General features: G+C 67.0%; 22 protein-coding genes. 12 read left to right on the forward strand and 10 right to left on the reverse strand.

The window, feature by feature from the left end; translation table 11 throughout:
* The first annotated feature begins 8 nt into the window (after positions 1-8).
* Entirely contained in the window at positions 9-338 is a 330-nt protein-coding gene (locus PVW49_RS09225; RefSeq protein ID WP_074834966.1) for a 4a-hydroxytetrahydrobiopterin dehydratase, read from the forward strand.
* Positions 339-341: 3 nt separating this feature from the next.
* Here PVW49_RS09225 and PVW49_RS09230 read toward each other — a convergent pair whose 3' ends face one another.
* The gene (locus PVW49_RS09230; protein WP_274590418.1) at positions 342-1466 is read right to left on the reverse strand and encodes a DUF6456 domain-containing protein; all 1125 of its coding nucleotides are present in this window, start codon (positions 1464-1466) and stop codon (positions 342-344) included.
* Between the two features lie 205 nt (positions 1467-1671).
* On the opposite strand from PVW49_RS09230, the gene PVW49_RS09235 reads away from it, so the two are divergent.
* Positions 1672-1956 carry a DUF6477 family protein gene (locus PVW49_RS09235; protein WP_048531212.1) on the forward strand — a complete coding sequence of 95 codons (285 nt, stop codon included), beginning with the start codon at positions 1672-1674 and terminating at the stop codon, positions 1954-1956.
* Between the two features lie 6 nt (positions 1957-1962).
* Here the strand turns inward: PVW49_RS09235 and PVW49_RS09240 are convergent, their stop codons facing one another.
* From PVW49_RS09240 to PVW49_RS09250, 3 genes are all read right to left on the reverse strand, one after another.
* Entirely contained in the window at positions 1963-3507 is a 1545-nt protein-coding gene (locus PVW49_RS09240) for a trimethylamine methyltransferase family protein (RefSeq protein ID WP_048531210.1), read from the reverse strand.
* A 121-nt stretch (positions 3508-3628) separates the two neighbouring features.
* Positions 3629-3991 carry a Lin0512 family protein gene (locus tag PVW49_RS09245; RefSeq protein WP_274590419.1) on the reverse strand — a complete coding sequence of 121 codons (363 nt, stop codon included), beginning with the start codon at positions 3989-3991 and terminating at the stop codon, positions 3629-3631.
* A complete protein-coding gene (locus PVW49_RS09250; protein ID WP_274563116.1) occupies positions 3988-4335 on the reverse strand; it encodes a Lin0512 family protein in 348 nt (115 codons plus the stop codon). Before PVW49_RS09250 ends, PVW49_RS09245 begins: the two co-directional genes overlap by 4 nt.
* Before the next feature lie 127 nt (positions 4336-4462).
* Between PVW49_RS09250 and PVW49_RS09255 the strand changes: the two genes are divergently transcribed.
* Positions 4463-5161: a DUF2270 domain-containing protein gene (locus PVW49_RS09255; protein WP_048531204.1), complete on the forward strand. Its 699-nt coding sequence runs from the start codon at positions 4463-4465 to the stop codon at positions 5159-5161.
* A 181-nt stretch (positions 5162-5342) separates the two neighbouring features.
* Positions 5343-6914: a glutamine-hydrolyzing GMP synthase gene (gene guaA, locus PVW49_RS09260; RefSeq protein ID WP_274590420.1), complete on the forward strand. Its 1572-nt coding sequence runs from the start codon at positions 5343-5345 to the stop codon at positions 6912-6914.
* Between the two features lie 91 nt (positions 6915-7005).
* Here guaA and PVW49_RS09265 read toward each other — a convergent pair whose 3' ends face one another.
* Positions 7006-10266, reverse strand: a complete 3261-nt coding sequence (locus PVW49_RS09265; RefSeq protein WP_274590421.1) for a YhdP family protein — start codon at positions 10264-10266, stop codon at positions 7006-7008.
* Positions 10267-10463: 197 nt separating this feature from the next.
* On the opposite strand from PVW49_RS09265, the gene PVW49_RS09270 reads away from it, so the two are divergent.
* The 7 genes from PVW49_RS09270 to PVW49_RS09300 all read left to right on the forward strand — a co-directional run bounded on the left by PVW49_RS09270 (position 10464) and on the right by PVW49_RS09300 (position 15834).
* Positions 10464-10937 carry a peroxiredoxin gene (locus PVW49_RS09270; protein ID WP_274563109.1) on the forward strand — a complete coding sequence of 158 codons (474 nt, stop codon included), beginning with the start codon at positions 10464-10466 and terminating at the stop codon, positions 10935-10937.
* Entirely contained in the window at positions 10934-11752 is an 819-nt protein-coding gene (locus PVW49_RS09275) for a ferritin-like domain-containing protein (RefSeq protein ID WP_274590422.1), read from the forward strand. The genes PVW49_RS09270 and PVW49_RS09275 overlap by 4 nt, the downstream gene beginning before the upstream one ends.
* A 219-nt stretch (positions 11753-11971) precedes the next feature.
* Positions 11972-13285 (forward strand): M23 family metallopeptidase, encoded by a 1314-nt coding sequence (locus tag PVW49_RS09280; RefSeq protein ID WP_274590423.1) that lies wholly within the window; start codon positions 11972-11974, stop codon positions 13283-13285.
* Positions 13275-13790, forward strand: a complete 516-nt coding sequence (locus tag PVW49_RS09285; protein WP_074834978.1) for a bactofilin family protein — start codon at positions 13275-13277, stop codon at positions 13788-13790. The genes PVW49_RS09280 and PVW49_RS09285 overlap by 11 nt, the downstream gene beginning before the upstream one ends.
* 112 nt (positions 13791-13902) lie before the next feature.
* Positions 13903-14238: a cupin domain-containing protein gene (locus PVW49_RS09290; protein WP_074835422.1), complete on the forward strand. Its 336-nt coding sequence runs from the start codon at positions 13903-13905 to the stop codon at positions 14236-14238.
* 67 nt (positions 14239-14305) lie between these two features.
* Positions 14306-14974 carry a DUF1007 family protein gene (locus tag PVW49_RS09295; RefSeq protein WP_274590424.1) on the forward strand — a complete coding sequence of 223 codons (669 nt, stop codon included), beginning with the start codon at positions 14306-14308 and terminating at the stop codon, positions 14972-14974.
* A complete protein-coding gene (locus PVW49_RS09300; RefSeq protein ID WP_274590425.1) occupies positions 14956-15834 on the forward strand; it encodes a nickel/cobalt transporter in 879 nt (292 codons plus the stop codon). The genes PVW49_RS09295 and PVW49_RS09300 overlap by 19 nt, the downstream gene beginning before the upstream one ends.
* A 57-nt stretch (positions 15835-15891) precedes the next feature.
* Here the strand turns inward: PVW49_RS09300 and PVW49_RS09305 are convergent, their stop codons facing one another.
* Together PVW49_RS09305 and PVW49_RS09310 are read right to left on the reverse strand one after the other, a co-directional pair.
* Positions 15892-16476 carry an HNH endonuclease gene (locus PVW49_RS09305; protein WP_048531187.1) on the reverse strand — a complete coding sequence of 195 codons (585 nt, stop codon included), beginning with the start codon at positions 16474-16476 and terminating at the stop codon, positions 15892-15894.
* Between the two features lie 185 nt (positions 16477-16661).
* Entirely contained in the window at positions 16662-18248 is a 1587-nt protein-coding gene (locus PVW49_RS09310; protein WP_074834981.1) for an ATP-binding cassette domain-containing protein, read from the reverse strand.
* Between the two features lie 143 nt (positions 18249-18391).
* Between PVW49_RS09310 and PVW49_RS09315 the strand changes: the two genes are divergently transcribed.
* The gene (locus PVW49_RS09315) at positions 18392-18808 is read left to right on the forward strand and encodes a VOC family protein (protein ID WP_274590426.1); all 417 of its coding nucleotides are present in this window, start codon (positions 18392-18394) and stop codon (positions 18806-18808) included.
* Positions 18809-18930: 122 nt separating this feature from the next.
* On the opposite strand, the gene PVW49_RS09320 is transcribed toward PVW49_RS09315, so the two are convergent.
* From PVW49_RS09320 to PVW49_RS09330, 3 genes are read right to left on the reverse strand one after another with little or no spacing between them, the layout of a single operon-like run.
* Entirely contained in the window at positions 18931-19596 is a 666-nt protein-coding gene (locus PVW49_RS09320) for an alpha/beta hydrolase (protein ID WP_048531180.1), read from the reverse strand.
* Positions 19593-20228, reverse strand: coding sequence for a DNA-3-methyladenine glycosylase family protein (locus tag PVW49_RS09325; RefSeq protein ID WP_274590427.1), 636 nt, complete (start codon positions 20226-20228; stop codon positions 19593-19595). Before PVW49_RS09325 ends, PVW49_RS09320 begins: the two co-directional genes overlap by 4 nt.
* Positions 20216-20950 (reverse strand): precorrin-6A/cobalt-precorrin-6A reductase, encoded by a 735-nt coding sequence (locus PVW49_RS09330; protein WP_274590428.1) that lies wholly within the window; start codon positions 20948-20950, stop codon positions 20216-20218. The genes PVW49_RS09325 and PVW49_RS09330 overlap by 13 nt, the downstream gene beginning before the upstream one ends.
* Between the last annotated feature and the right edge of the window lie 50 nt (positions 20951-21000).

Here is a 21000-nt window from a genome sequence, read left to right on the forward strand (position 1 = left end):
CGCAGACCATGACAACCTGTAACATCGGTGGCGGCTGTTCACCGGACACGCCGACCATGTCACGACACGACGCCCAGGCGCAGCTCAAGACGCTGCATGCCGATTGGCAGCTGTCCGAGGATGGCAGCACGATCACCCGGCGGATTGCGGTGAAGGGATTTGCCAAGGCGGTCTATCACGCCAATCTCGCCGCCTGGATGGCCGACCGACACGGCCATCACCCCGACGTGGCCTTCGGCTGGGGTTATTGCGCGCTGAGTTACACCACCCACGAGGCCGGCGGGCTGACCGAGATCGACATCGCCTGCGCCAAGGAATTCGACGGGCTGCTGGCCTGAGCGTCAGCCGATCAGCGTGTCACCGCCCTGCACCTCGTCGTAGAACCGGCGCAGCCGTTGCAGGGCGATGCGCAGCACGATCTTGCCCGAGCGCGCCGACCAGCCCATGCGCTTTTCGGTCACTTCGAGGCCTTCGAGATAGCAGCAGCAGCGCAGCGCCACATCGCCAAGGCCGGGGCCGAGGTCGCCGAGCGCCCGGGCAACCCGGCGGCGGGCCTCGGTGCTGGCCAGGGGGCCCTCGCCCGGGCCGCTGCCCTGGGTGCCGCCGGTCAGAAAGCTGTCCCAGTTCTGGGTGGTGCGGGCGGCCATCTGGGCAATCTCGAAATCCTCGCGCAGCCGTTCGCCGGCCGAGACCAGATCATCGGTCAGAAATCGCGCGCCGTCCTTGTCCCTGCGCCGCGCCAGCAAGGTGAGCGGCGTCTCATTGGCGCTGTAGCGGATGCGCTTGCGCGGCAACGGCGGCGCCACCGCCGACGGCGCGGCGGAAAACGGCGCCTGGGCCTCGGCCATGCCGCAGGCGCCGGCCTGCGCTCCGCTTTCGTCCTGCGCCAGAAGCCGGCTCAGCGCGGCGCGACCGGACGGGGTGATGTGATAGCGCGCAATCCGCCCCGGCACCTTGCAGGCGATCCATTCCTTCAGCGCCAGTGCCTCGGCAATCTGGGTGTCGACCACCGCGGTGCGCTGGGTGGTGCCGGAGGCGGTGTCGCGCACCACAACCGCCTTTTCCATGTCAGGCACCACCGCCAGCACGGCGCCGCTTTCGGTCAGCCGCCGCAGGATGCGCCGGGCCTCTCGGTCAAGGGTTTCGTCGTCGGTCTGGGTGCAGTCGCGCCGGGAGTGGGCCGCCATGGGTTCGCCTTTCGCAAAGGGCGCCTTGTCGGTGGTGGATTTCCCGAGCTGTCGCAATGCGGCATCGACCAGCGGATCGTCGCGCCGGTTTTCAAGCCGCCGCACCTGCCGCAAAACAGTAGAGGGATGGCACCCCGAAAGCCGCGCCAGCTGCCGCAGCGAGAGACCATGCTCGACGTGACGGATGTAATGAGCCGCCGCCTCTGGCACCCAGCCGGGCCAATTCCACGCGGCAGGCCAGTCGATCACCTTCGACGGTCCGAACTCAGTCTTGCACAAGGCTCATATCCCACGATTTATCAAGATATCCACAACCTAAAGGCGACAAGGTTACTCGTTGGTTAATTGTTGCCGCATGGTGAACATCATTGTTTCCAAAGGATAAACAATTCTGACAGCGGCGCACTCTGCCGGGCGGCCGCACGCAACACCCGTGAAAAGTGTGAGACCTTTGGCGAAATCCTGCTTAACGAGAGGAACCGCCATGCAAGACGCCCTGACCATCCTGCGCCGGCTGCGCCGTCCCCGACTTCTGATCCGGGCGGCGCGTGCCGGGCTTGCCGAGTATCGTCGTGACGTGCACCTGCGCCGCACGCTCGGAGGCGAGGCGCCGCAGCGCTGCGGGCCGGCGCTGATCCGGCTGATCGAGATCGAGACCGATCTCAATGATGCCCGACTTCGGAAATGCGCAAGCTACAGCGTCGCCCGCCATGTCGAGGTGCTGGTGGCGATGATGGGCGAGGCGCAGCTGCTGCGCCCCGCGCAATGAGGCCGTTCAGGTAAAGCTGTCGGGCATCGAGGCCTTCTTGTTGGCGACATAGCCGGCCAGCGCCTCGTTGACGCCCGGATCGATTGCCGGCTGCTGGTAGTCGCGCAGCATCCGCTCCACCCGCTCGGCGGCCAGGGTCATGGTGTCGCGGGCGCCCTCTTCGTCCCAGGTCTCGAACGGCTTGTAGTCGAACAGCTGGGTTTTCCAGAAGGCATCCTGGAAATTGGCCTGGGTATGGGCGCAGCCGAGGTAGTGGCCGCCGGGGCCGACCTCGCGGATCGCGTCCATCGCCTGGGCGTTTTCATCCGCCACCACGCCGGCGGCCATCTTGTGCAAGGTGCCGAGCTGGTCGGCGTCCATCACGAATTTCTCGAAGCTCGACACCAGCCCGCCTTCGAGCCAGCCGCAGGCGTGCAGCATGAAATTGACCCCGCCCAGCAGCGCCGCGTTGAGCGTATGGGTCGTCTCGTAGGCGGCCTGGGCATCGGGCAGTTTCGACCCGCAGAGCCCGCCGCCGGAGCGATAGGGCAGCCCCATGCGCCGCGCCAGCTGACCGGCGCCATAGAGAATCTGGCTGGCCTCGGGGGTGCCGAAGGTGGGCGCCCCGGAGCCCATGTCGATCGAGGTCACGAAGGTGCCGAAGATCACCGGCGCGCCGGGGCGGATCAGCTGGGAATAGGCGATGCCGGCCAGCACCTCGGCCAGCACCTGGGTCAGCGTGCCCACCACCGAGACCGGCGCCATCGCCCCGCCGACGATGAAGGGCGAGACGATGCAGGCCTGGTTGTTCCTTGCGTAGACCTCGAGCGCGCCCATCATCACGTCGTCGAAGGTCATCGGCGAGTTGACGTTGATCAGCGAGGTCATCACCGTGTTCTGCTGCACGAAGTCGCGGCCAAAGAGGATCTCGCACATCTCGACCGAATCCTGCGCCCGGCTGGGTTCGGTCACCGAGCCCATGAACGGCTTGTCCGAAAGCGTCATATGGGCGTGCAGCATGTCGAGATGGCGCTTGTTCACCGCCACGTCGGTGGGCTCGCAGACGGTGCCGCCGGAATGGTGCAGCCATTTCGACATGTAGCCCAACTTCACGAACTTGCGGAAATCCTCCATCGTCGCATAGCGGCGGCCACCGGCCATGTCGCGCACGAAGGGCGGGCCATAGACCGGCGCGCAGACAAGGCCCTTGCCGCCGATCACCACGTTGCGCTCTGGGTTGCGGGCGTGTTGCGTAAAGGAGGATGGCGCCGTGGCGCAGAGCTTGCGGGCCAGGCCACGCGGAATATGCACCCGTTCCCCCTGGACATCGGCGCCGGCCTCTTTCCAGCGCGCGCAGGCGGCAGGGTTGTTGACGAAATTGACGCCTATCTCTTCCAGCAAGGTCTCGGCATTGGTCTCGATGATCTCGAGCACCTCTTCGGTCAGCACCTCGAAATTCGGGATGTTGCGCTCGATATATTTTGCCGTGTCAAAGCTCACGGCGGAGCGTGCCGCGCGCCGCGCGGCGCCGCCGCCGCCCCGTGCCCGCCTGCGAGTTGCTGCGTCTGACATGTGCTCACCCTTTCGATCTTGCCCGGGCGCTGCCGGTAATTACCCCGGATTTACAGCAGGGTCAGAACGACGCGTGTGGGAAATCCGCCCTTTGAGGCGGGAAAACGACATGCCGGGGCGATCAATCGCCTGTCGAGCGCAGCCGCCAGCCGGTCTGTTCCGGCAGAAAGACCTCGATCGCCGCGCTGGCCACCACCTGGGTGTCGCCCGCTAGATGGGGCACGTCCATGCCGCCCTTTACCGCCGTGATCGCCACCGTGCCGAAAGGGAACTTTCCGGCCAAGGCCTGCGTCTCCACCGCTTCGGGGTGTTGCACGCCCAGCGTCACCTTGATCTGAACCGCATCGGGCGGCAGGTTCAGCGTCTGGACCACATGCAGGCTGGAATGGCGCAGCGCATCGTCGATCGCCCGGCCGGCGGCCTTGGTGTAATCCGCGCCGTGCAGGTCGACGCCCTGCCCCATCTCGATGATCAGCCGCCTCATGCCACCCGCTCCATGTCGAAGGAGACCGTCAGCGCGGCATGGGCGATCACCGTCGGATTGCCCGTCCCCTCGGGGCGCGGAATGTCGAGACCGCCGGCCACCACATCGAGTTCCGGCGCGCCATAGGGAAAGACCGCCGCCACCGCCGCGCGATCAACCTTGTCGGGCTGCTGCACGGCGATCTGCACCGATATCGCCATGTCGCTCTTGTCAAAACCGAAAAGCTCGGCGGCATTGATCGAATTGTGCCACAACGCGTTCTCCACGGCGCGTTTCGCCGCCTGGGTGTAATCGCCACGCCGCAGCGAGGTGCCCATGCCGAATTCCGTCAATATCCGTTCCATCGTGATCCTCCGTTTGCCGCAGGCAGGCACGAAGCGCGCCCAAAGGTCAACGGCCAATCGGATCCTTTGACCCGGGGCGCGGGGATGTGCATGATGGAGGTGGGGAGCGGGCAGAAACGGTGGCGCAATGACGACCCAGACCGAAGCCCGCACGGAGCGCGACGAACGCAAGACACTGACATCGCCGGAAATCACGGCGGTGGCGCACCTCTACCGTGGCGAGGTCTATCGCAGCACGATCTGGCGCACGCGGCTCGACACCACGACCAACTGGTCGGTGGTGACGCTGGGGGTGGCATTGTCGATTTCCTTCTCCTCGCCCGAGGCCTCGCCCCTGCCGCTGGTGCTGGTCGGCGTGCTGATCCTGCTGTTCCTGATGCTCGAGGCGCGGCGCTATCGCTATTTCAACGTCTGGCGGGCGCGCTGCCGCTGGCTCGAGACCCATTTCTATGCGCCGATGCTGCATGACGGCGACCTGCATCTCGAGGATCAATGGCAACAGACCCTGGCCGAGGACTATCTGCGCCCGCGCTATCATGTCGGCTTCTTCATCTCGGTCGGGCGACGCATCCGCAGCAATTACCTGTGGATCCTGCTGATCCAGACCCTGGCCTTTGCCGGCAAGATCGCGGTGCATCCGACCCCGGTGCAAAGCTGGGCCCAGGCGGTCGACCGTGCTAATGTCGGGCCGATCCCGGGCGAGCTGCTGTTTCTCGGCGGGTTCCTCTATGTCACGGTCTGGACCGGCATCGCCTATTGGTCCTATCAGAAAGACGCCGCGAAACACCGCCGGAGCGGCCGGCCCCGATCCGACAGCATGGGATGACCGTCCCGGACCCCGCTCCGGGACCTCGCGTCCCGGGATAACCTTTGGGTCCAGCGCGGCCGCTCACCGGGAGCCCCCGGATCAAGTCCGGGGCGCGCGGGGCGGATACCCGGCGGAGGATCCCCCGGCAAAACGCATTGACACTCTTGCCCTCTCCCCCGCGCGCGCCTAAAGCCCTGTCATGACCCAGGACACCCATGACCGCCTTCTGATCATCGACTTCGGCAGCCAGGTAACGCAGCTCATTGCGCGCCGCCTGCGCGAGCTCAACGTCTATTGCGAAATCCACCCCTACCAGAACGTGACCGACGCCTTTCTGGCCGAATTTGCGCCCAAGGCCGTGATCTTTTCCGGCGGGCCGGATTCGGTGATGCGCGACGGCTCGCCCCGGCCGCCGAAATCGGTCTATGAGCTGGACGTGCCGATCCTGGGCATCTGTTACGGCCAGCAGGTCATGATGCAGGATCTGGGCGGCAAGGTCGAAGCCGGCGAACATGCCACGGCCGAATTCGGCCGCGCCTGGGTGACCCCGGCAGAGACCCGCCCCGATCTGCTCACCGGCTGGTTCATGGATGGCTCGGGCCGCGAGCAGGTCTGGATGAGCCACGGCGACCATGTCTCTGAAATCGCACCCGGTTTCGCCGTCTACGGCACTTCGCCCGGCGCGCCCTTTGCCATCACCGCCGATCTCGAGCGGCGGTTCTATGCCGTGCAGTTCCACCCCGAGGTGCACCATACCCCCAACGGCAAGACGCTCTACGAGAACTTCGTGCGCGATGCCGGCTTCGAGGGCGACTGGACCATGGACGCCTATCGCGAGGAGGCGATCCGCAAGATTCGCGAACAGGTCGGCGACAAACAGGTGATCTGCGGGTTGTCCGGCGGCGTCGACAGCTCGGTCGCGGCGGTGCTGATCCACGAGGCGATCGGCGATCAGCTCACCTGCGTCTTTGTCGATCACGGCCTGCTGCGGCAGAACGAGGCCGAGGAAGTCGTGACGATGTTCCGCGACAACTACAACATTCCGCTGATCCACGCCGATGAATCCGAGCTGTTCCTGGGCGAGCTGGAGGGCCAGAGCGACCCCGAGACCAAGCGCAAGATCATCGGCAAGCTGTTCATCGACGTGTTCCAGAAATACGCCGGCGAGATCGAGGGCGCCGAGTTCCTGGCGCAGGGCACGCTCTATCCCGACGTGATCGAATCGGTGTCGTTTTCCGGCGGCCCCTCGGTGACGATCAAGTCGCACCACAACGTCGGCGGGTTGCCCGAGAAAATGGGGCTGAAGCTGGTCGAGCCGCTGCGCGAACTCTTCAAGGACGAGGTGCGCGCGCTGGGCCACGAGCTGGGTCTGCCGGCCTCCTTTATCGGCCGCCATCCCTTCCCCGGCCCGGGCCTCGCCATCCGTTGCCCCGGCGAGATCACCCGCGAAAAGCTCGAGATCCTGCGCAAGGCCGATGCCGTCTATATCGACCAGATCCGCAAGCACGGGCTTTATGACGAGATCTGGCAGGCCTTTGTCGCGATCCTGCCGGTGCGCACCGTGGGCGTGATGGGCGACGGCCGCACCTATGATTTCGCCTGTGCGCTGCGCGCCGTGACCTCGGTCGACGGGATGACGGCGGATTACTATCCGTTCAGCCATGATTTCCTGGGCGAAACCGCGACCCGGATCATCAACGAGGTCAAGGGAATCAACCGGGTGACCTATGATGTGACGTCGAAACCGCCGGGAACGATCGAATGGGAATGAGCGGGCGGTAAAGGCCCGTCCGGCGCCCTCGCAGAGTTCTGCGGGGGCGTTTTTGTTTCCGCGCCGCCGATCTGGCGGGAAGGCCCGCGCGCTACCCTGGCACCTTCGGCGGTGGCCGGCGGAAGATCTCGCGGAACATGCCGGGTGTCAGCGCCGACAGCGGGTTGACCGAGATCTTCGGCGCGCTGGCCTTGCCGCGCAGGTTGAAGTTGAAGCCGAACAGCCCCTCGCCCTTGCGCGAAAACAGCTGACCGACGAAATTGACCACATAGATCGGCGACAACACCCCCTGCATGTCCATCGTCTGGCTCGCCAGATCGTAATAGCCGTCCAGGCTGATGCCCATCGACGGGCCGACCGCGCTCGATCGGGTGAGGATCACCTGTTTCGGCGTCAGCCGGAATCGCGCCTCGACCTCGGGAAAGGAAATCCCCTGGCCGCCCAATTGCTCGAGCAGGCCGATCACCGAGATCGCGTTCAGCAGATCGGCCATCACCGGGGCATTGCGGATGCGGGTGTCGCGAATGTCGAGCTCGCCGTCGAAAGTGCCGGCGGCGCCGGTGGGCAACAGCTTGAGGTGGAAGGTGCCGCCATGCATGTTCTTGAGCAGTCCGGCATCGCGCAGCACCGCACCGGCATCCTCCGATTTGATCACGAAACGGCTGCCCTTGCCGGTCGGGCTGACGCTGCCGCGTACCGGCACACCGCCATTGAGCCGCGCGGTGAAATTGCCCTTCATCCCGCCGCTCAACGCGAAATCGCCGCGAAAATCGGTGAGCACGATGCCATCGGTCAATTGCAGCCGGTCGGGCGCCAGGGTGAGCGGCCCCGGTGCCGCGCCGCCGCGCGCGGATGTGCCGCCACCGCTGCCGCTGGTCGAGGTGAAGGGCGCGTTGCGCATGTCGATCCGGCCGCCCGAAACCTGCACCGCCGGAGCGCTGCCGCGCCCCCGCCCGGTCAGCGTCACCGGCGCGTCAAGCCAGCTGCCGGCGCGCAGCCGGGTGATCGCCAGCGATTGCAACCCGCCGCTCTCGCGCAGGGTCAGCCGGCCCTCGAGGTCGAGCCCGGGGCCGCTCAGTGCCAGCGAATCGACCCGCACCGGTTTTCCAAGCACACCGTCGATGGCCAGCGTGCCGGTGCGCGCCTGTCCCATCGACCAGCCGATCGCATCGAGCCGAAGCCCCAGCCCGGCAAGATCGGAGGTCAGGGAAAATTCCGGCGGCCTGCCCTTGGCCAGCGCCAGTTCCAGCCGCCCCTGGCCCTGCCCCGAGACCGAGCCGGGTGGCAGGGTGATATTGAACGTGTCGAGCGTCTCTTGCGACAGGGTCACATCCGCCACCACCTGCGATCCCGCATCCGCCGCCCCCGGCCCCAGCCCGGTTTCCCAGCTGCCGTCAAACGGCACGCCGGCTAGGGTGCCGGCGCCTTCGATCCTCAGGTGCCGGTTGCTGGCGGTAAAGCTCAGCGCCTTGGCGGCAAGCGGCTTTCCGGGCACGATCTGCCGGCTCGAAACGCCAAACCCCCGTCCCGCGACCGCAAAGCTCACCTCGCCCGGCGCGGGCTTTTTCTTCAGCGGGAAATCGATCTGCCCCGACGCCTGCACCCGGCCGTGAGCGAGATCGACCGGCCGGCCCGCCTTGTCCAGCGCGCGCATCGGTTCCTGGTTCAGCACCCAGAGCGCCGCATGCACCGGCCCGGCGGCCTTGAGCTGCACCTGCGCCGGGCCGCGCCGCACCCGGACATCGGGAATGGTAAAGACCGTCCCGGCCACATCCAGCGCCCCGCCCTCTTTCGCGGTCAGGGTGCCACTGTCGACGCTGACCGCCAGCCGGTTGTTTTCGAACTGCAACAGACCCGATGCGTCGGTGACCGGCGGCAGGGTCTTCATGAAGCGCACCCGCGCCTCGGCGACCTCGGCGCTGACAAAGAGATCGGGCGCCGCGCCGTCGGGATAGGCGCGCAGCCGCACCGCCATGTTGCGCAACCGGCCGTCCAGCACATTTGTGGCAACCCAGTCGCGGGTCTTGGGCTTGAAACCGGCGGGCCAGAGACCCAGCAGCCGGTCCGGCGCGATTTCGTCGAGCTGGCCCATGACCGAGATGTCCCAGCCCTCCGGCGCCGCCTCGACCCGGCCCCGCGCGCGCAGGGTCTGGCCGGTGTCGGACAGGGCCAGCCGGCCGATGCGCAACACGAAGGGATCGAGCGCCAGATGGAAATCGAGCGCCGCCGAGGTCAGCGTCTGCGGCGCATCGTACAGGCCCACCGGATTGGCGCTGATCCCGGCGAGGCTGACCTGCCCCTGCAAGGAAAACGGCAGGCCGCTGTCGGTCCCCTCGAGCACCGCGCTGCCGTCGCCGGTGGCGTTGATCCAGTCGCTGACCACCGCGATCTCGTTGAAGCGCAGGGTCTCTTCGGCGGGATCATAGGTGAAATAGGACCGGGCCGAGGTAAAGGGGATCGGCCGGGTGGCGTCGCTGGGCTGGACCACGCCTTCGCCGATGCTGAGCGTCGCGCTGAGCGGGCCAAGCCGGCCGTCTTCGTGAAACGAGGTCCGCAGCGACCCCGAGATCGGCGCCCGAAGCACGCCGAGCCAGGCCAGCGCCGCGCTCTGGCTGGCAATGTCGCCCGAGGCCACATCGGTGACGCTGACCCCGAGGCTGACCGCGTTGGAACCGATCGCGCTTTCGCCGAATACCTCGAGCGTGGCGGCGTAGGAGCGGCCGCTGAGCAGTGCAAAATCGCCCCGCATCTGCAAGATCTCGCTTTCGCGCGACAGCGCCAGCCGGCCGCCGTCCACCGTCCAGCTGCGGCGCGCGCGGGCGTCCTGAAATTGCAGGGTAACGGCGTTGATCTCGATCTCCCGCAGGGCGGCGAACTGCGGCTGATAGACAAAGTCGTCGATCTTCTCGATCAACCCGTTGAGCCCGATCCCGGCCTCGCCCAGACCGTCGCCAAAGGCCAGGTCGAGCGCCCCGTCGGCGCCGCGCCGCAGCCGCAGGAACACCCCGGCGACCGACACGCTGCGCGGCTGCAACCGGCCTTCGAATATCGCCCGCCGGGCGATCTTGATGTCGGCATGCGACAGTTCGAGCAACAGCCGCCCGGTTTCGGCCTGGCGCAGCTCCACATCCTCGAGCGCGATTTCGGGGCGCAGGTCGGATTGCACGTACAGCGTCATCTCGCTGAAGCTCAGCTCGTACCCCGGCATCTGCCGTGCGAGACGCGTCTCGATCTCGGCGCGCAGCCAGTCGGGCGCGTTCAGCGGCTTGCCCAGCAGCGCCACGCCGCCCCAGACCAGCGACCCGGTCAGCAATGCGACCCAGAACACCATCCAGAGCGCGGCACGCGCCACGATCGCCCGCTTGCGGGGACCGCACCGCCGAACCGCTCTCGCCCCCTGATCGGGGCCGGTCTGTTGCGGGGTCGTATCGTCCTGTTCGCTGCTCACCGGCTGGGGCCGCCTCCCGAGAATTGACAAGCCTGTGTTTTTCTGGCCTGCCCGGCCCTAATATTGGGTGAAGGCCCGGCAACCAAGGGAAAGCGAAGCATATGACCACAGGCGTCCTTCAAACCGGCGAAATCGTGCCGGAGATCACCCTGCCACGCGATGGCGGCGAAACTGTGAACCTCGGCGCGCTGCGGCCCGCGCCGGTGGTGCTGTTTTTCTATCCCCGCGATCTGACTTCGGGCTGCACCAAGGAGGCGATCGCCTTTTCCGCCCTGCGCGCCGATTTCGAGGCGGCCGGGGCGCAGGTCTTCGGGATTTCCAAGGATTCGGTCCAAAGTCACGACAAGTTCGTTGCGAAACATGATCTGACTGTACCGCTTCTGTCGGACGAAGCTACGGATATCGCCGAGATTTTCGGCGTCTGGCAGGAAAAGAAGATGTACGGCAAGACCTTCATGGGCATCGTGCGCTCGACCTTCCTGATCGATAGCGAGGGCCGGCTGGCCCGCGAATGGCGCAAGGTCAAGGTTGATGGCCATGCCGAAGAGGTGCTGGACGCGGTGCGCGCCCTATGAGCCGCAGCCTCGCGGAGATGGCCACCGAGGTGCTGATCACCGCCGATGGCCGCGAAAAGACCCGGCTGTCGCGCGCCCATGCCGTAACCTGGCTGGCGGCGCGCGCTGAAGGCCGGCCGCTGCCGGTCGGCCGCGCCGCGCCGCCGCAGCGCCCGGCACGGCCCGAACAGCCCGAACTCCTGTCGCCGCGCGACGTGCCGAAACGCAAGCCCGGCAGCCCGGCGGGGCGTATCGCCCTGCTGCATGCGGTTGCACATATCGAACTCAATGCCGTCGATCTGCACTGGGATATCATTGCCCGCTTTACAGATACCGACTTTCCGCCCGGCTTCTACGATGACTGGGTGCGGGCGGCGGACGACGAATCCAAGCATTTCAACCTGATGTGCGACTGCCTCGAGGCCGAAGGCAGTTTCTATGGTGCGCTGCCGGCCCATGCCGGCATGTGGCGCGCCGCCGAGGATACCGCGGGTGACATTCTCGGGCGGCTGGCCGTGGTGCCGATGGTGCTCGAGGCGCGCGGGCTCGACGTGACGCCGGGCATGATCGAGATCTTCCGCAAGGCCGGCGCGACCCGGGCGGTCGAGGCGCTGGAGGTGATCTACAGCGAAGAAGTGGCGCATGTGGCCTATGGCTCGAAGTGGTTCCACTTTCTCTGCGGGCGGCACAATCTCGACCCGAAAGACGTGTTCCACGAGCTGGTCACAAAATATTTCAAAGGCCCGCTCAAACCGCCTTTCAACGAGGAAAAACGCGCCGAAGCCGGTCTTCCGCCGGATTTCTACTGGCCACTGACCGCCGAGGGCGCTGCGTAGCGCGCGGCGCGCGGTCGGCAAGACCGAAAGCGCTTACCTTACGCAACCCCTTCCGATATCGGCGAATATTCGCCCATTGCCGGGTTTGAGCGCCGCTTTGCCGAATCGCGCGGCTTGCAAACTTGCGCGTGTGTAAAGCTCTGGTTAAGGAAGCCTGAGGGGCAAAGTGCCGGGGACAGGCACCCTTGGACTGGACGAACAAGATAAGGGACGGCTGCGGTGCGGACACGGCTAGCAATCAGAATTCATGCGATCCTAGAGAGATACTTCCCGGAACGCCGTCTGTTCCTGCGATCGGACACCGACACCCGCTTCATCCGTCTGAAATCCGAAACCCAGTTCATCGCCTTCACCGGCTCGGCGCTGGTCATCGCCTGGTCGATCATCGCCACCGCCATCCTGCTGATGGATTCGATCGGCGCCGGAAACTTCCGCGAACAGGCCCGCCGCGACCAGCAGACCTATATGTCGCGCCTCAATTTGCTCAGCCAGGAACGCGACGCCCGCGCCTCGGACGCGCTGGCCGCGCAGGAGCGCTTCAACTCGGCGCTCGAACGGATCTCGCTGATGCAGAGCGAACTGCTCGGCTCGGAAATCCGCCGGCGTGAGCTGGAAACCGGCATCGAAGTCGTCCAGACCACCCTGCGCAACGTGATGTCCGACAAACGGGCGGTGGAAACCAAATTCGCCGCGCTTCAGGACGCGATGGAAAACGGCGGCCCGATGCCCGGCCATTCCGACATGGCCGACAGCGAAACCGTCGACCTGCTCGCCAATGCGCTGGAACGCACCGCGCAGGAACGCGACCGCGTGGTGGCCGACGCCCAGCAGGCGTTGATTGCCGCCGACGCCATGGCCACCGAACTGCGCAGCATGGAAGAGAAGAACGACGCCATCTTCCGCCAGCTCGAAGAGGCGATGACGATCTCGGTCACCCCGCTCGACAAGATGTTCAAGGCCGCCGGCATGAACCCCGACAACATCCTCGACAAGGTGCGGGCCGGCTATTCCGGCCAGGGCGGTCCGCTGATGCCGCTGAGCTTTTCCACCAAGGGCGGCGAGCTCACCGAAGACAGCAAGCGCGCCAACCGCATCCTCAACCAGATGGATCGGCTCAACCTCTATCGCATCGCCGCTGCCAAGGCGCCTTTTGCCAACCCGCTGAAGGATTCCTATCGCTTCACCAGCGGCTTCGGCTATCGTTGGGGCCGGCTGCACGCCGGTGCCGATTTCGCCAGCGCCCACGGCACCCCGATCTATTCCACCGCCGATGGCATCGTGGTCCATGCCGGCTGGCAGTCGGGCTATGGCAAGCTGGTCAAGATCCAGCATGAATTCGGCATCGAGACACGCTATGCGCATATGTCGAAAATCCGCGTGAAGAAGGGCCAAAGGGTCTCGCGCGGTGATCGCATCGGTGATATGGGAAACACAGGACGCTCCACCGGCACGCATCTGCACTATGAGGTCCGTGTTGGCGGCAAAGCCGTCAATCCAATGATTTATCTGAAGGCTGCGAAAGATGTTTTCTAAAAGCAAAATCAATGAGCCCGGCCCCAAGGCCGACGACGCTGCAAAGCCTGCGGCCGCAGAACAGAAGAAGCCCACAATGCCTCCACAGTCCGAATACAAGCCCTCCTCCGCGCCCAAGACCAAGCCGCCGGCGTCGGTCCTGTCGGCCGATCTGCACGTGGTCGGCAACATGAAGACCACCGGCGACATTCAGGTCGAGGGCACCGTCGAGGGCGATATTCGTGCCCACCTGCTGACCATCGGCGAAACCGCCACCATCAAGGGCGAATGCGTCGCGGATGACGTCGTCGTCAATGGCCGCATCGTCGGCCGGGTGCGCGGCCTCAAGGTGCGCCTGACCGCCACCGCGCGGGTCGAAGGCGACATCATCCACAAGACCATCGCGATCGAGAGCGGCGCGCATTTCGAAGGCTCGGTGCAGCGCCAGGACGACCCGCTGAACGCCAAGGGCAAGGCACCGGCGCAACAGCCGCAAGAGCAGCAGCAGCGCCCCGCCGGCCAATAAGCCCGGCCTCGCGTCGACCCGTACCGAATGAAAGTCCCGCCGCGTGCGGGGCTTTTCCGTTCCGCCGGCCGCTTCCGGCGAAACCGCGCCCGAGGCCGCAAAGGATGACCGGATGACCTTTCCCGATTTCATTACCAGCCAGCCCGGACTTGACCTGCCCTATCCAGAGGATGTGGTGCAAAGCGCCACCGTCCGGTCGAATGACAGGCTGGTGGTGTTTTTCACCTTCCTGAAGGACATGGACCTGCCTCTCCATGCCCACAAGGCACAATGGGGCAGCGTCGTCGAAGGCGAGATCGAACTGACCATCGGCGGCGAAACCCGCATCTATCGCCCCGGCGACAGTTATTCCATCGCCGCAGGCGTCGAACATGGCGCCCGGATCAAGGCCGGCACCCGGGTGATCGACGTCTTCGAAGAGCCCGACCGCTATCCGCTCAAGCCGTGACGGCGGTGGACCGCCCACCGCGTTGACAGTCGTTGCCCGACAGGCCGGGCAGAGCTAGGACCGCTGCATGAAACCCACCGCGTTGCTCACCGCCGCTGCCCTGGGACTGGCGCTCGCCAGCCCGCTTGGCGCGCATCCGCATATCTATATCGACACCGATTTCGACCTGGTCTTCGACACCGACGGCAAGCTTGCGGCGGTGCGTATCGACTGGGCCTACGACGATTTCTATTCGCTGCTGATGATCGAGGAAAACGGTCTCGACGCCGATGGCGACGGCACCCCCGAACAGGCCAGGCTCGACGCCTTTGCCGGCCAGGACGTCGATTGGGAAGCGGGCTTTCCGGGCCATTTCACCCTCGACGCCGCCGGCACGCCGCTGGCACTTGGCCTGCCCGAGGAGCACCGCGTGCGTTATGAGGACGGGCGGATCATCACGTCGCACCTGCGGCCGCTGGTGGCGCGTTTCGAGATCGACGCCGCGCCGCTGGTGGCCCGGTCCTATGACCCGACCTATTTTGTCGCCTATGACGTGCCCGAGACCCCGGGCAGCCAGGGTCGTGACGATTGCAGCCTGACCCGCAACGTCGCCTCGCGCGATGCGGCGATGAAGGAATACGGCGATCAGCTCGCGGCGGTGGACGCCAGCGACGATCCCTTCCAGGTGGTCGACCTGCCCGACATCGGCATCCTCTTTGCAGACAGTTTCGAGATTACATGCAACGCACCCTCCTGATCTTTCCCCTGCTGCTGGTGGCAGGCGCCACCTGGGCCGTGATGCAGGGCCATGACGATGCCCTCGTGCGCTGGGCCGCCGAGGGCCAGCGCGAGTTCCAGAACGCCCTGGCCGGCGCCCTGCGCGCGCTGCGCGCCGAAGAGCCCGGCGCGGTGCTGGCGCTGGTCGGTGTCTGCTTTGCCTATGGCTTCTTTCACGCCGTCGGCCCCGGCCATGGCAAGCTGCTGATCGGCGGCTACGGGCTGTCGCACCGCGTGCCGCTGGGCCGGCTCACGGTGATTTCGCTGCTGTCGTCGCTGGGCCAGGCGCTGAGCGCCATCGTGCTGGTGCTCTCCGGTCTGTTCCTGCTCGACTGGACCCGCAGCCAGCTCACCGACACCGCCGAAAAGGTCATGCTGCCGCTGAGCACCCTGGCGATCGGCCTGATTGGCGGCTGGCTGGCGCTGCGCGGCGCGCGCAAGCTCTGGCGGCTGCGTCGCGATCAGGCTCATGCCCACCACGGCTGCACCCATCGCCACGGACCGACGCAGGAAGAGCTGCGCCGTGCCGGCGGGCTGCGCGACGCCCTGGTGCTGATCGCCGGCATCGCCGCGCGCCCCTGTTCGGGCGCGATCCTGCTGCTGGTGCTGAGCTGGCACATGGACATCCTCACCACCGGCATTCTCGGCGCCCTGGCGATGTCGCTGGGCACCGCCGCGCTGTCGATCCTGGTGGCCACGATCAGCGTCGTCGCCCGCGACAGCACCCTGCTGTCGCTGGCCGACACCCGCCGCGCGGCCCTGGTGCTGCCGATGATCGAACTGCTCGCCGGCGGCGCGATCCTGGCGATCTCGCTCCGGGTGATGGGCCTTTTGGCCTGAACAGGGACGGCCGCCGCACGCCCCCACCGTTGCCCGGCAAGCGACAGGTACAGACGCTCAGGCTTCGAGCTCGGCATCCCAGTAGAGAAAATCGACCCAGCTTTCATGCAGATGGTTGGGCGGGAACTTGCGGCCCATGTTGCGCAACTCTTCGGCGCCGGGCTGGCGCGGCGGCTTGCGCAGCGACATGCCGGCGCGGGCCAGCGACTTCGAACCCTTCTTGAGATTGCAGGGCGCGCAGGCGGCGACCACGTTCTGCCACGAGGTCACCCCGCCTGCGGCGCGCGGCACCACATGGTCAAAGGTCAGCTCGCGCTTGGTGCCGCAGTACTGGCAGCGGAATTCATCCCTCAGAAAAAGATTAAAGCGCGTGAAGGCCACGCGCTTTTGAGGTTTTACATAGTCTTTCAGGACAACGACGCTGGGTATCCTGATGGTGGTCGAGGGACTGCGGACCTCGTGGTCATATTCGGCCACGATATCCACCCGGTCGAGCCAGGCCGCCTTGATCGCGTCCTGCCAGGGCCAGAGCGACAGGGGATAATACGACAAAGGCCGGTAATCCGCGTTGAGCACCAGTGCCGGGTATTGCTTCAGCGCCGATGGCTCGCGTACAAAATCCGTCCTGAAATCACCGTCCATGGGTCGTCACATCCTCTTGTCCGCTCCAGTATGCCTCATGTCCGCGCTTCTTGGGATCGCTTTCGTTACTACGACTATATCTCGCGTTTCCAATCAGGCAAGCGCCTAAACATGGAGATTTGCCCTAGGGGTTAGGCCAGTTTGGTAACGTTGGCATGACGGCGGCTCACCCGGCGGCCAACCGCTCATGCCAGGCCCCTGTCGCTGACCCGGCCCGAGGCGATGGCGATCTCGCGCGCGGGGGCCAGGGCGGCGGCAAAGGCGCTGTCGTGGGTGACAAAGATCAGCGCGCCGTCATACTCGCCAAGCGCGCGTTCCACCGCCGCGATGGCCGCCAGGTCAAGATGGTTTGTGGGCTCATCCAGCAGCACCAGCTGCGGCGGCCGCGCCCGCCCCAGCGTCAGCGCCAGCCCCAGCCGCAGCCGCTCGCCGCCCGAAAGCCCGGCCAGCGGTTTGAGCGCCTCGCGGTTGCGAAACAGAAACCGCGCCAGCAGCGCCCGGCAGTCCTGTTCGCCCATTTCCGGCAATGTGCGGCGCGCCAGCGAAAGCACGTCGCCGGCTTGGCCCAGATGGCTCAGCCGCTGGTCGAGGTAGACACTATCCACCGGGCGCTCGATCCGACCCGACAGCGGCGGCAATCGCCCGGCGATCTGCCGCAGCAGCGTCGACTTGCCGCTGCCGTTGGCGCCGGAAAGCCGGACCCGCTCAGGCCCGCGCAGCTCGAAGGACAGTGGCGGCAGAAGCGCCCGGCCAGCCTGCCCCACCCCCAGGTCGCGGGCGCGCAGCACCAGCTTCTGCGCCGCCAGCCCGGTCGAGGGCAGGTCGAAACTGATCGCCCGGTCGCGCGCCACGCCGGCCTGTGCCGCCGCCAGCCGGGCCGCCGCCGTCGCCTGCTGTCGGGTCGCCAGCCGGCTCTGGCCGGCGCCGGCGGCTTCGGCCCCCTCCCGGGCCTTGTCGAGCAGCATCTTCGACTGCGAGCCATCGCGCAGCGCCCGGCCCTGCCGCGCCCGCCGGGCGGCGCGCATCTCGGCCGTCCGCGCTGCGCGCCGGGCCCGCGCCACCTCGGCGCCGGCCTGCTCCAGCTCGGCCGCGGCTCGGGCCTCGGCCGCCGCGCGCGCCGCGGCAAACGCGCTCCAGCCGCCGCCAAAGAGATGTACGCCACCCGGCGCCAGCTCGATGATCCGGTCGACCCGCTCGAGCAGCGCCCGGTCATGGCTGGCCACCAGCGCAATCCCCCGGTGCGTCGCCAGAAGCTCGGCCACCAGCGCGCGGCCCGCAGCATCGAGATCATTGGTCGGCTCGTCCAGCAGGACGATCCCCGGCCCGTCAAAAAACGCCGCCGCCAGCGCCGCCCGGCGTTGTTGCCCGCCGGAAAGCTCGGATAGCCCCCGCGCCGGCGCGACCGGCACCCCGGCCTGCGCCAGCGCCGCCGCCATCCGCTCTTCCAACGTCCAGTCGACAAGATCGTAATCCACCGGCGCCCCGGCCAGCGCCGCCTGCAACCGATCGAAGCCAGCGGCATCGAACAGGTCCGCCACCCGCGTGCCCTGGCGCGGCGCGAGCTGTGCCAGACGCCGCGGCGGCGTGCTGGCATGGATATGACCGGCGTGGGGATGCGCCCCGGCAATCGCCGCCAGCAGGCTGGATTTTCCGGTGCCATTACCGCCCACCAGCCCGGTCACCCCGGCCTCGAGGCTCAGGGAAAAGGCTGCGATCAGCGGCGTGGCGTCAGGTCGGGCAAGGGCGGTTTCGGTAAATGTCAGAACAGGCATGGGGACTCCGGGAAACGGCGAGGATCAAGCGGCGGTGATACAAACCCTGATCCATCGTTTCGGTCTCCATGCTTGGACAATGCGGCCAGTCTAGCCCGGCCCGCCCCCTTGGCGCAACAGCGCCGATCCTGTAGCCTGCCGCCATGTTCATCCCCCCCAAGATCACCGGCGTTCTCGAAGCCGCGCTTTACGCGGCGGATCTCGACCGCGCCGAGGCCTTCTATCACGGCGTGCTGAACATGGAGGTCGTGCTGCGGCTGGAGCAGCGCCATGTGTTCTTTCGCGCCGGCCAGACCATCCTGCTGGTCTTCAACCCGGAAGAAACCGCCAAACCCTCGCAGAACACCCGGATGCCGGTGCCGGCCCATGGCGCCCACGGCCCCGGCCATGTCTGCTTTCGCGCTTCCCGCGAGGAGATCAGCCGCTGGCGGGCGCATGTCCTGGACCAGGGCATTGCCGTCGACGCCGAGTTCGACTGGCCCAACGGCGCCCGCTCGCTCTACATCCGCGACCCGGCGGGAAACTCGGTGGAATTCGCCGAACCCCACCTCTGGTTCTGACCCGATCCGGGACCTCGTTCGATTGGAAACACCTCTGGGGTGGAGGCCGCAGGCCCGGGGGCAATGTCCCTTAAGAAATGTGGGCCAAGCCCTCTAAGTCGCGCAGCAGGCGCGGCGTCGCGTCAAAAGCCGCACTTGTCGCGCAGAAAGGCCAGCGCCACTCCCAATCCGTCGGGGGCGATGCCATGCGCCGTGCCCTTCATGATATGGGCAAAGACCTCCTTGAAGCCGGCCTTTTGCAAGGCCTCGGCCGCCTCGGGCAGCGATTGCGGCGGCACCACGTCGTCATGGTCGCCATGCACCAGCAGCACCGGCGGAAAGCTCACCGCCTCGTCCTCGAGCAGCTCGGGCGCCAGCAGGCGGCCGGAAAAGCCCACCACGCCGGCCACCGCATCCTCGCGCCGGGGCGCGACGTGCAGGCTCATCATCGTGCCTTGCGAAAACCCGAAGAGCGCCACCTGCTCGGGCAGCACATCCTCGTCCACCATCACCGAGTCGAGATAGGCATTGAGGTCTTCCGCCGCGCGCACCATGCCGGCCTCGGCCTCTTCCTGCGACGAACCGTCGATCCAGGGGATCGGAAACCACTGAAACCCCATCGGCGCCCCGGCGCAGGCCTCGGGCGCATCCGGCGCCAGAAACAGCGTGTCGGGCAGATGTTCGCTCAGCGGATCGGCCAGACCGAGAAGGTCGGCCCCGTTGGCGCCGTAACCATGCAGAAAAATCACCACCGACCGCAGCTCGCCCGAGGCGGGCTCCTTGCGACCGGACGTCAGAACACGAGTCATCGAATACCTTCCCTTGCCTTGGCATGCCTGTAGTAGGCCCAGAGCGCACGGGCCGCAACCGACCGCCAGGGCGACCAGGCTTCGGCCATCTGCCGCAGCGCGCGCTCCTTCGGCCGGTCCTCCAGGTCGAACAGCAGCCGCGCCGATTCTTGCAGCGCGAGGTCGCCGGGGGCAAAGACATCGGCCCGGCCGAGCGAGAACATGGCATAGATCTCCGCTGTCCAGATGCCGATCCCCCTGACCGCCACCAGCGTCGCGATCACCTCCGCATCCGGCATCCGGCGCAGCGCGGCAAAGTCGATCTCCGCCGCCGCCAGCGCCCCGGCATAGGCCGCCTTCTGCCGGCTCAGCCCGAGATCGCGCAGGGCGCTTTCGTCGACCGCGCGGATTGCCTCCGGCGTCACCATGCCCGCCGCCTGCAACCGCGCCCAGATTGCCGCGGCCGAGGCGACCGAGACCTGCTGGCTGACGATCGCGCTCAGCAATTGCGCAAAGCCGTCCGCCCGGCGGCGCAGCGGCAGCGGGCCGCAGGCGTCAAGCGCCGGGGCAAATCGCGGATCGGCGCGGCGCAGCCAATCCGCGCCCTCGGCCACACAGGCGTCGGTCTCGATGATCCGGCCTAGCTCGCCCATTCTGCAATCCTCCTCCGGGCCGCCGCCACGTCGCGCACCACCGGCGCCGGCGGCAGGGGTTTCCGGTCGATCATGCCGACCCGCAGCCCGAGCCGCCGCGCGGCGGCGAGCTTGGGCCAGCCGCCGGGCCCGCCGGCATTGCGCAGGATCAGCCAGTCGATCCGAAGCCGCCGGAACAGCGCCACCTCGCCGGCCACCGAAAACGGCGAGGCGCCGCGCAGGAACCGGCCACGGGGCAGTGGAAACGGATCGTGATGCTCCGACAATTGCCGGGTGAACACATAGGCCTCGCGCAGCGCGGCAAAGCGCGTCAGCCCTTCGCGGCCGGTGGCCAGAAACACCCGCGCACCGCGCGGCAGGTGACGCGCCGCCGCGGTCTCGTCGCGCAGCCGGACCCAGCGGTCGCGCCGGCCTGGCCGCCAGGCCGGCCGCTCCAGCCGCAGCAGATCGACGCCCAGCGCCCCGGCCACCCGGTGGGCGCAGAACGAGCTCTGCCAATCGTTGGGATGGCTGGCGTCGACGATCAGCCCGACCCCGGCCGCGACCCGCGCGGTCAGCGCCGCCTGCCCCAGCGGTTCGGGCAGCAGCGGGATCGGCCAGCCATGCGCCCGCCGCTCCGGGCCGGGCAGCATCACAGCGGCCCTTCCGCGCAAGCCGGGGGCCAGCGCCCGCGCCTCGGCAGAGCCGCCGATCAGCAGAATGTCAGTGCCCGATCGATGCATGTCGCGTCAGCCCTTCCGGGGCCGAGGATTGGCCGGTTCGCCGGCCGGGG

Source organism: Marinovum sp. PR37 (genome assembly GCF_028807375.1).
Classification (GTDB): Bacteria; Pseudomonadota; Alphaproteobacteria; order Rhodobacterales; family Rhodobacteraceae; genus Marinovum; species Marinovum algicola.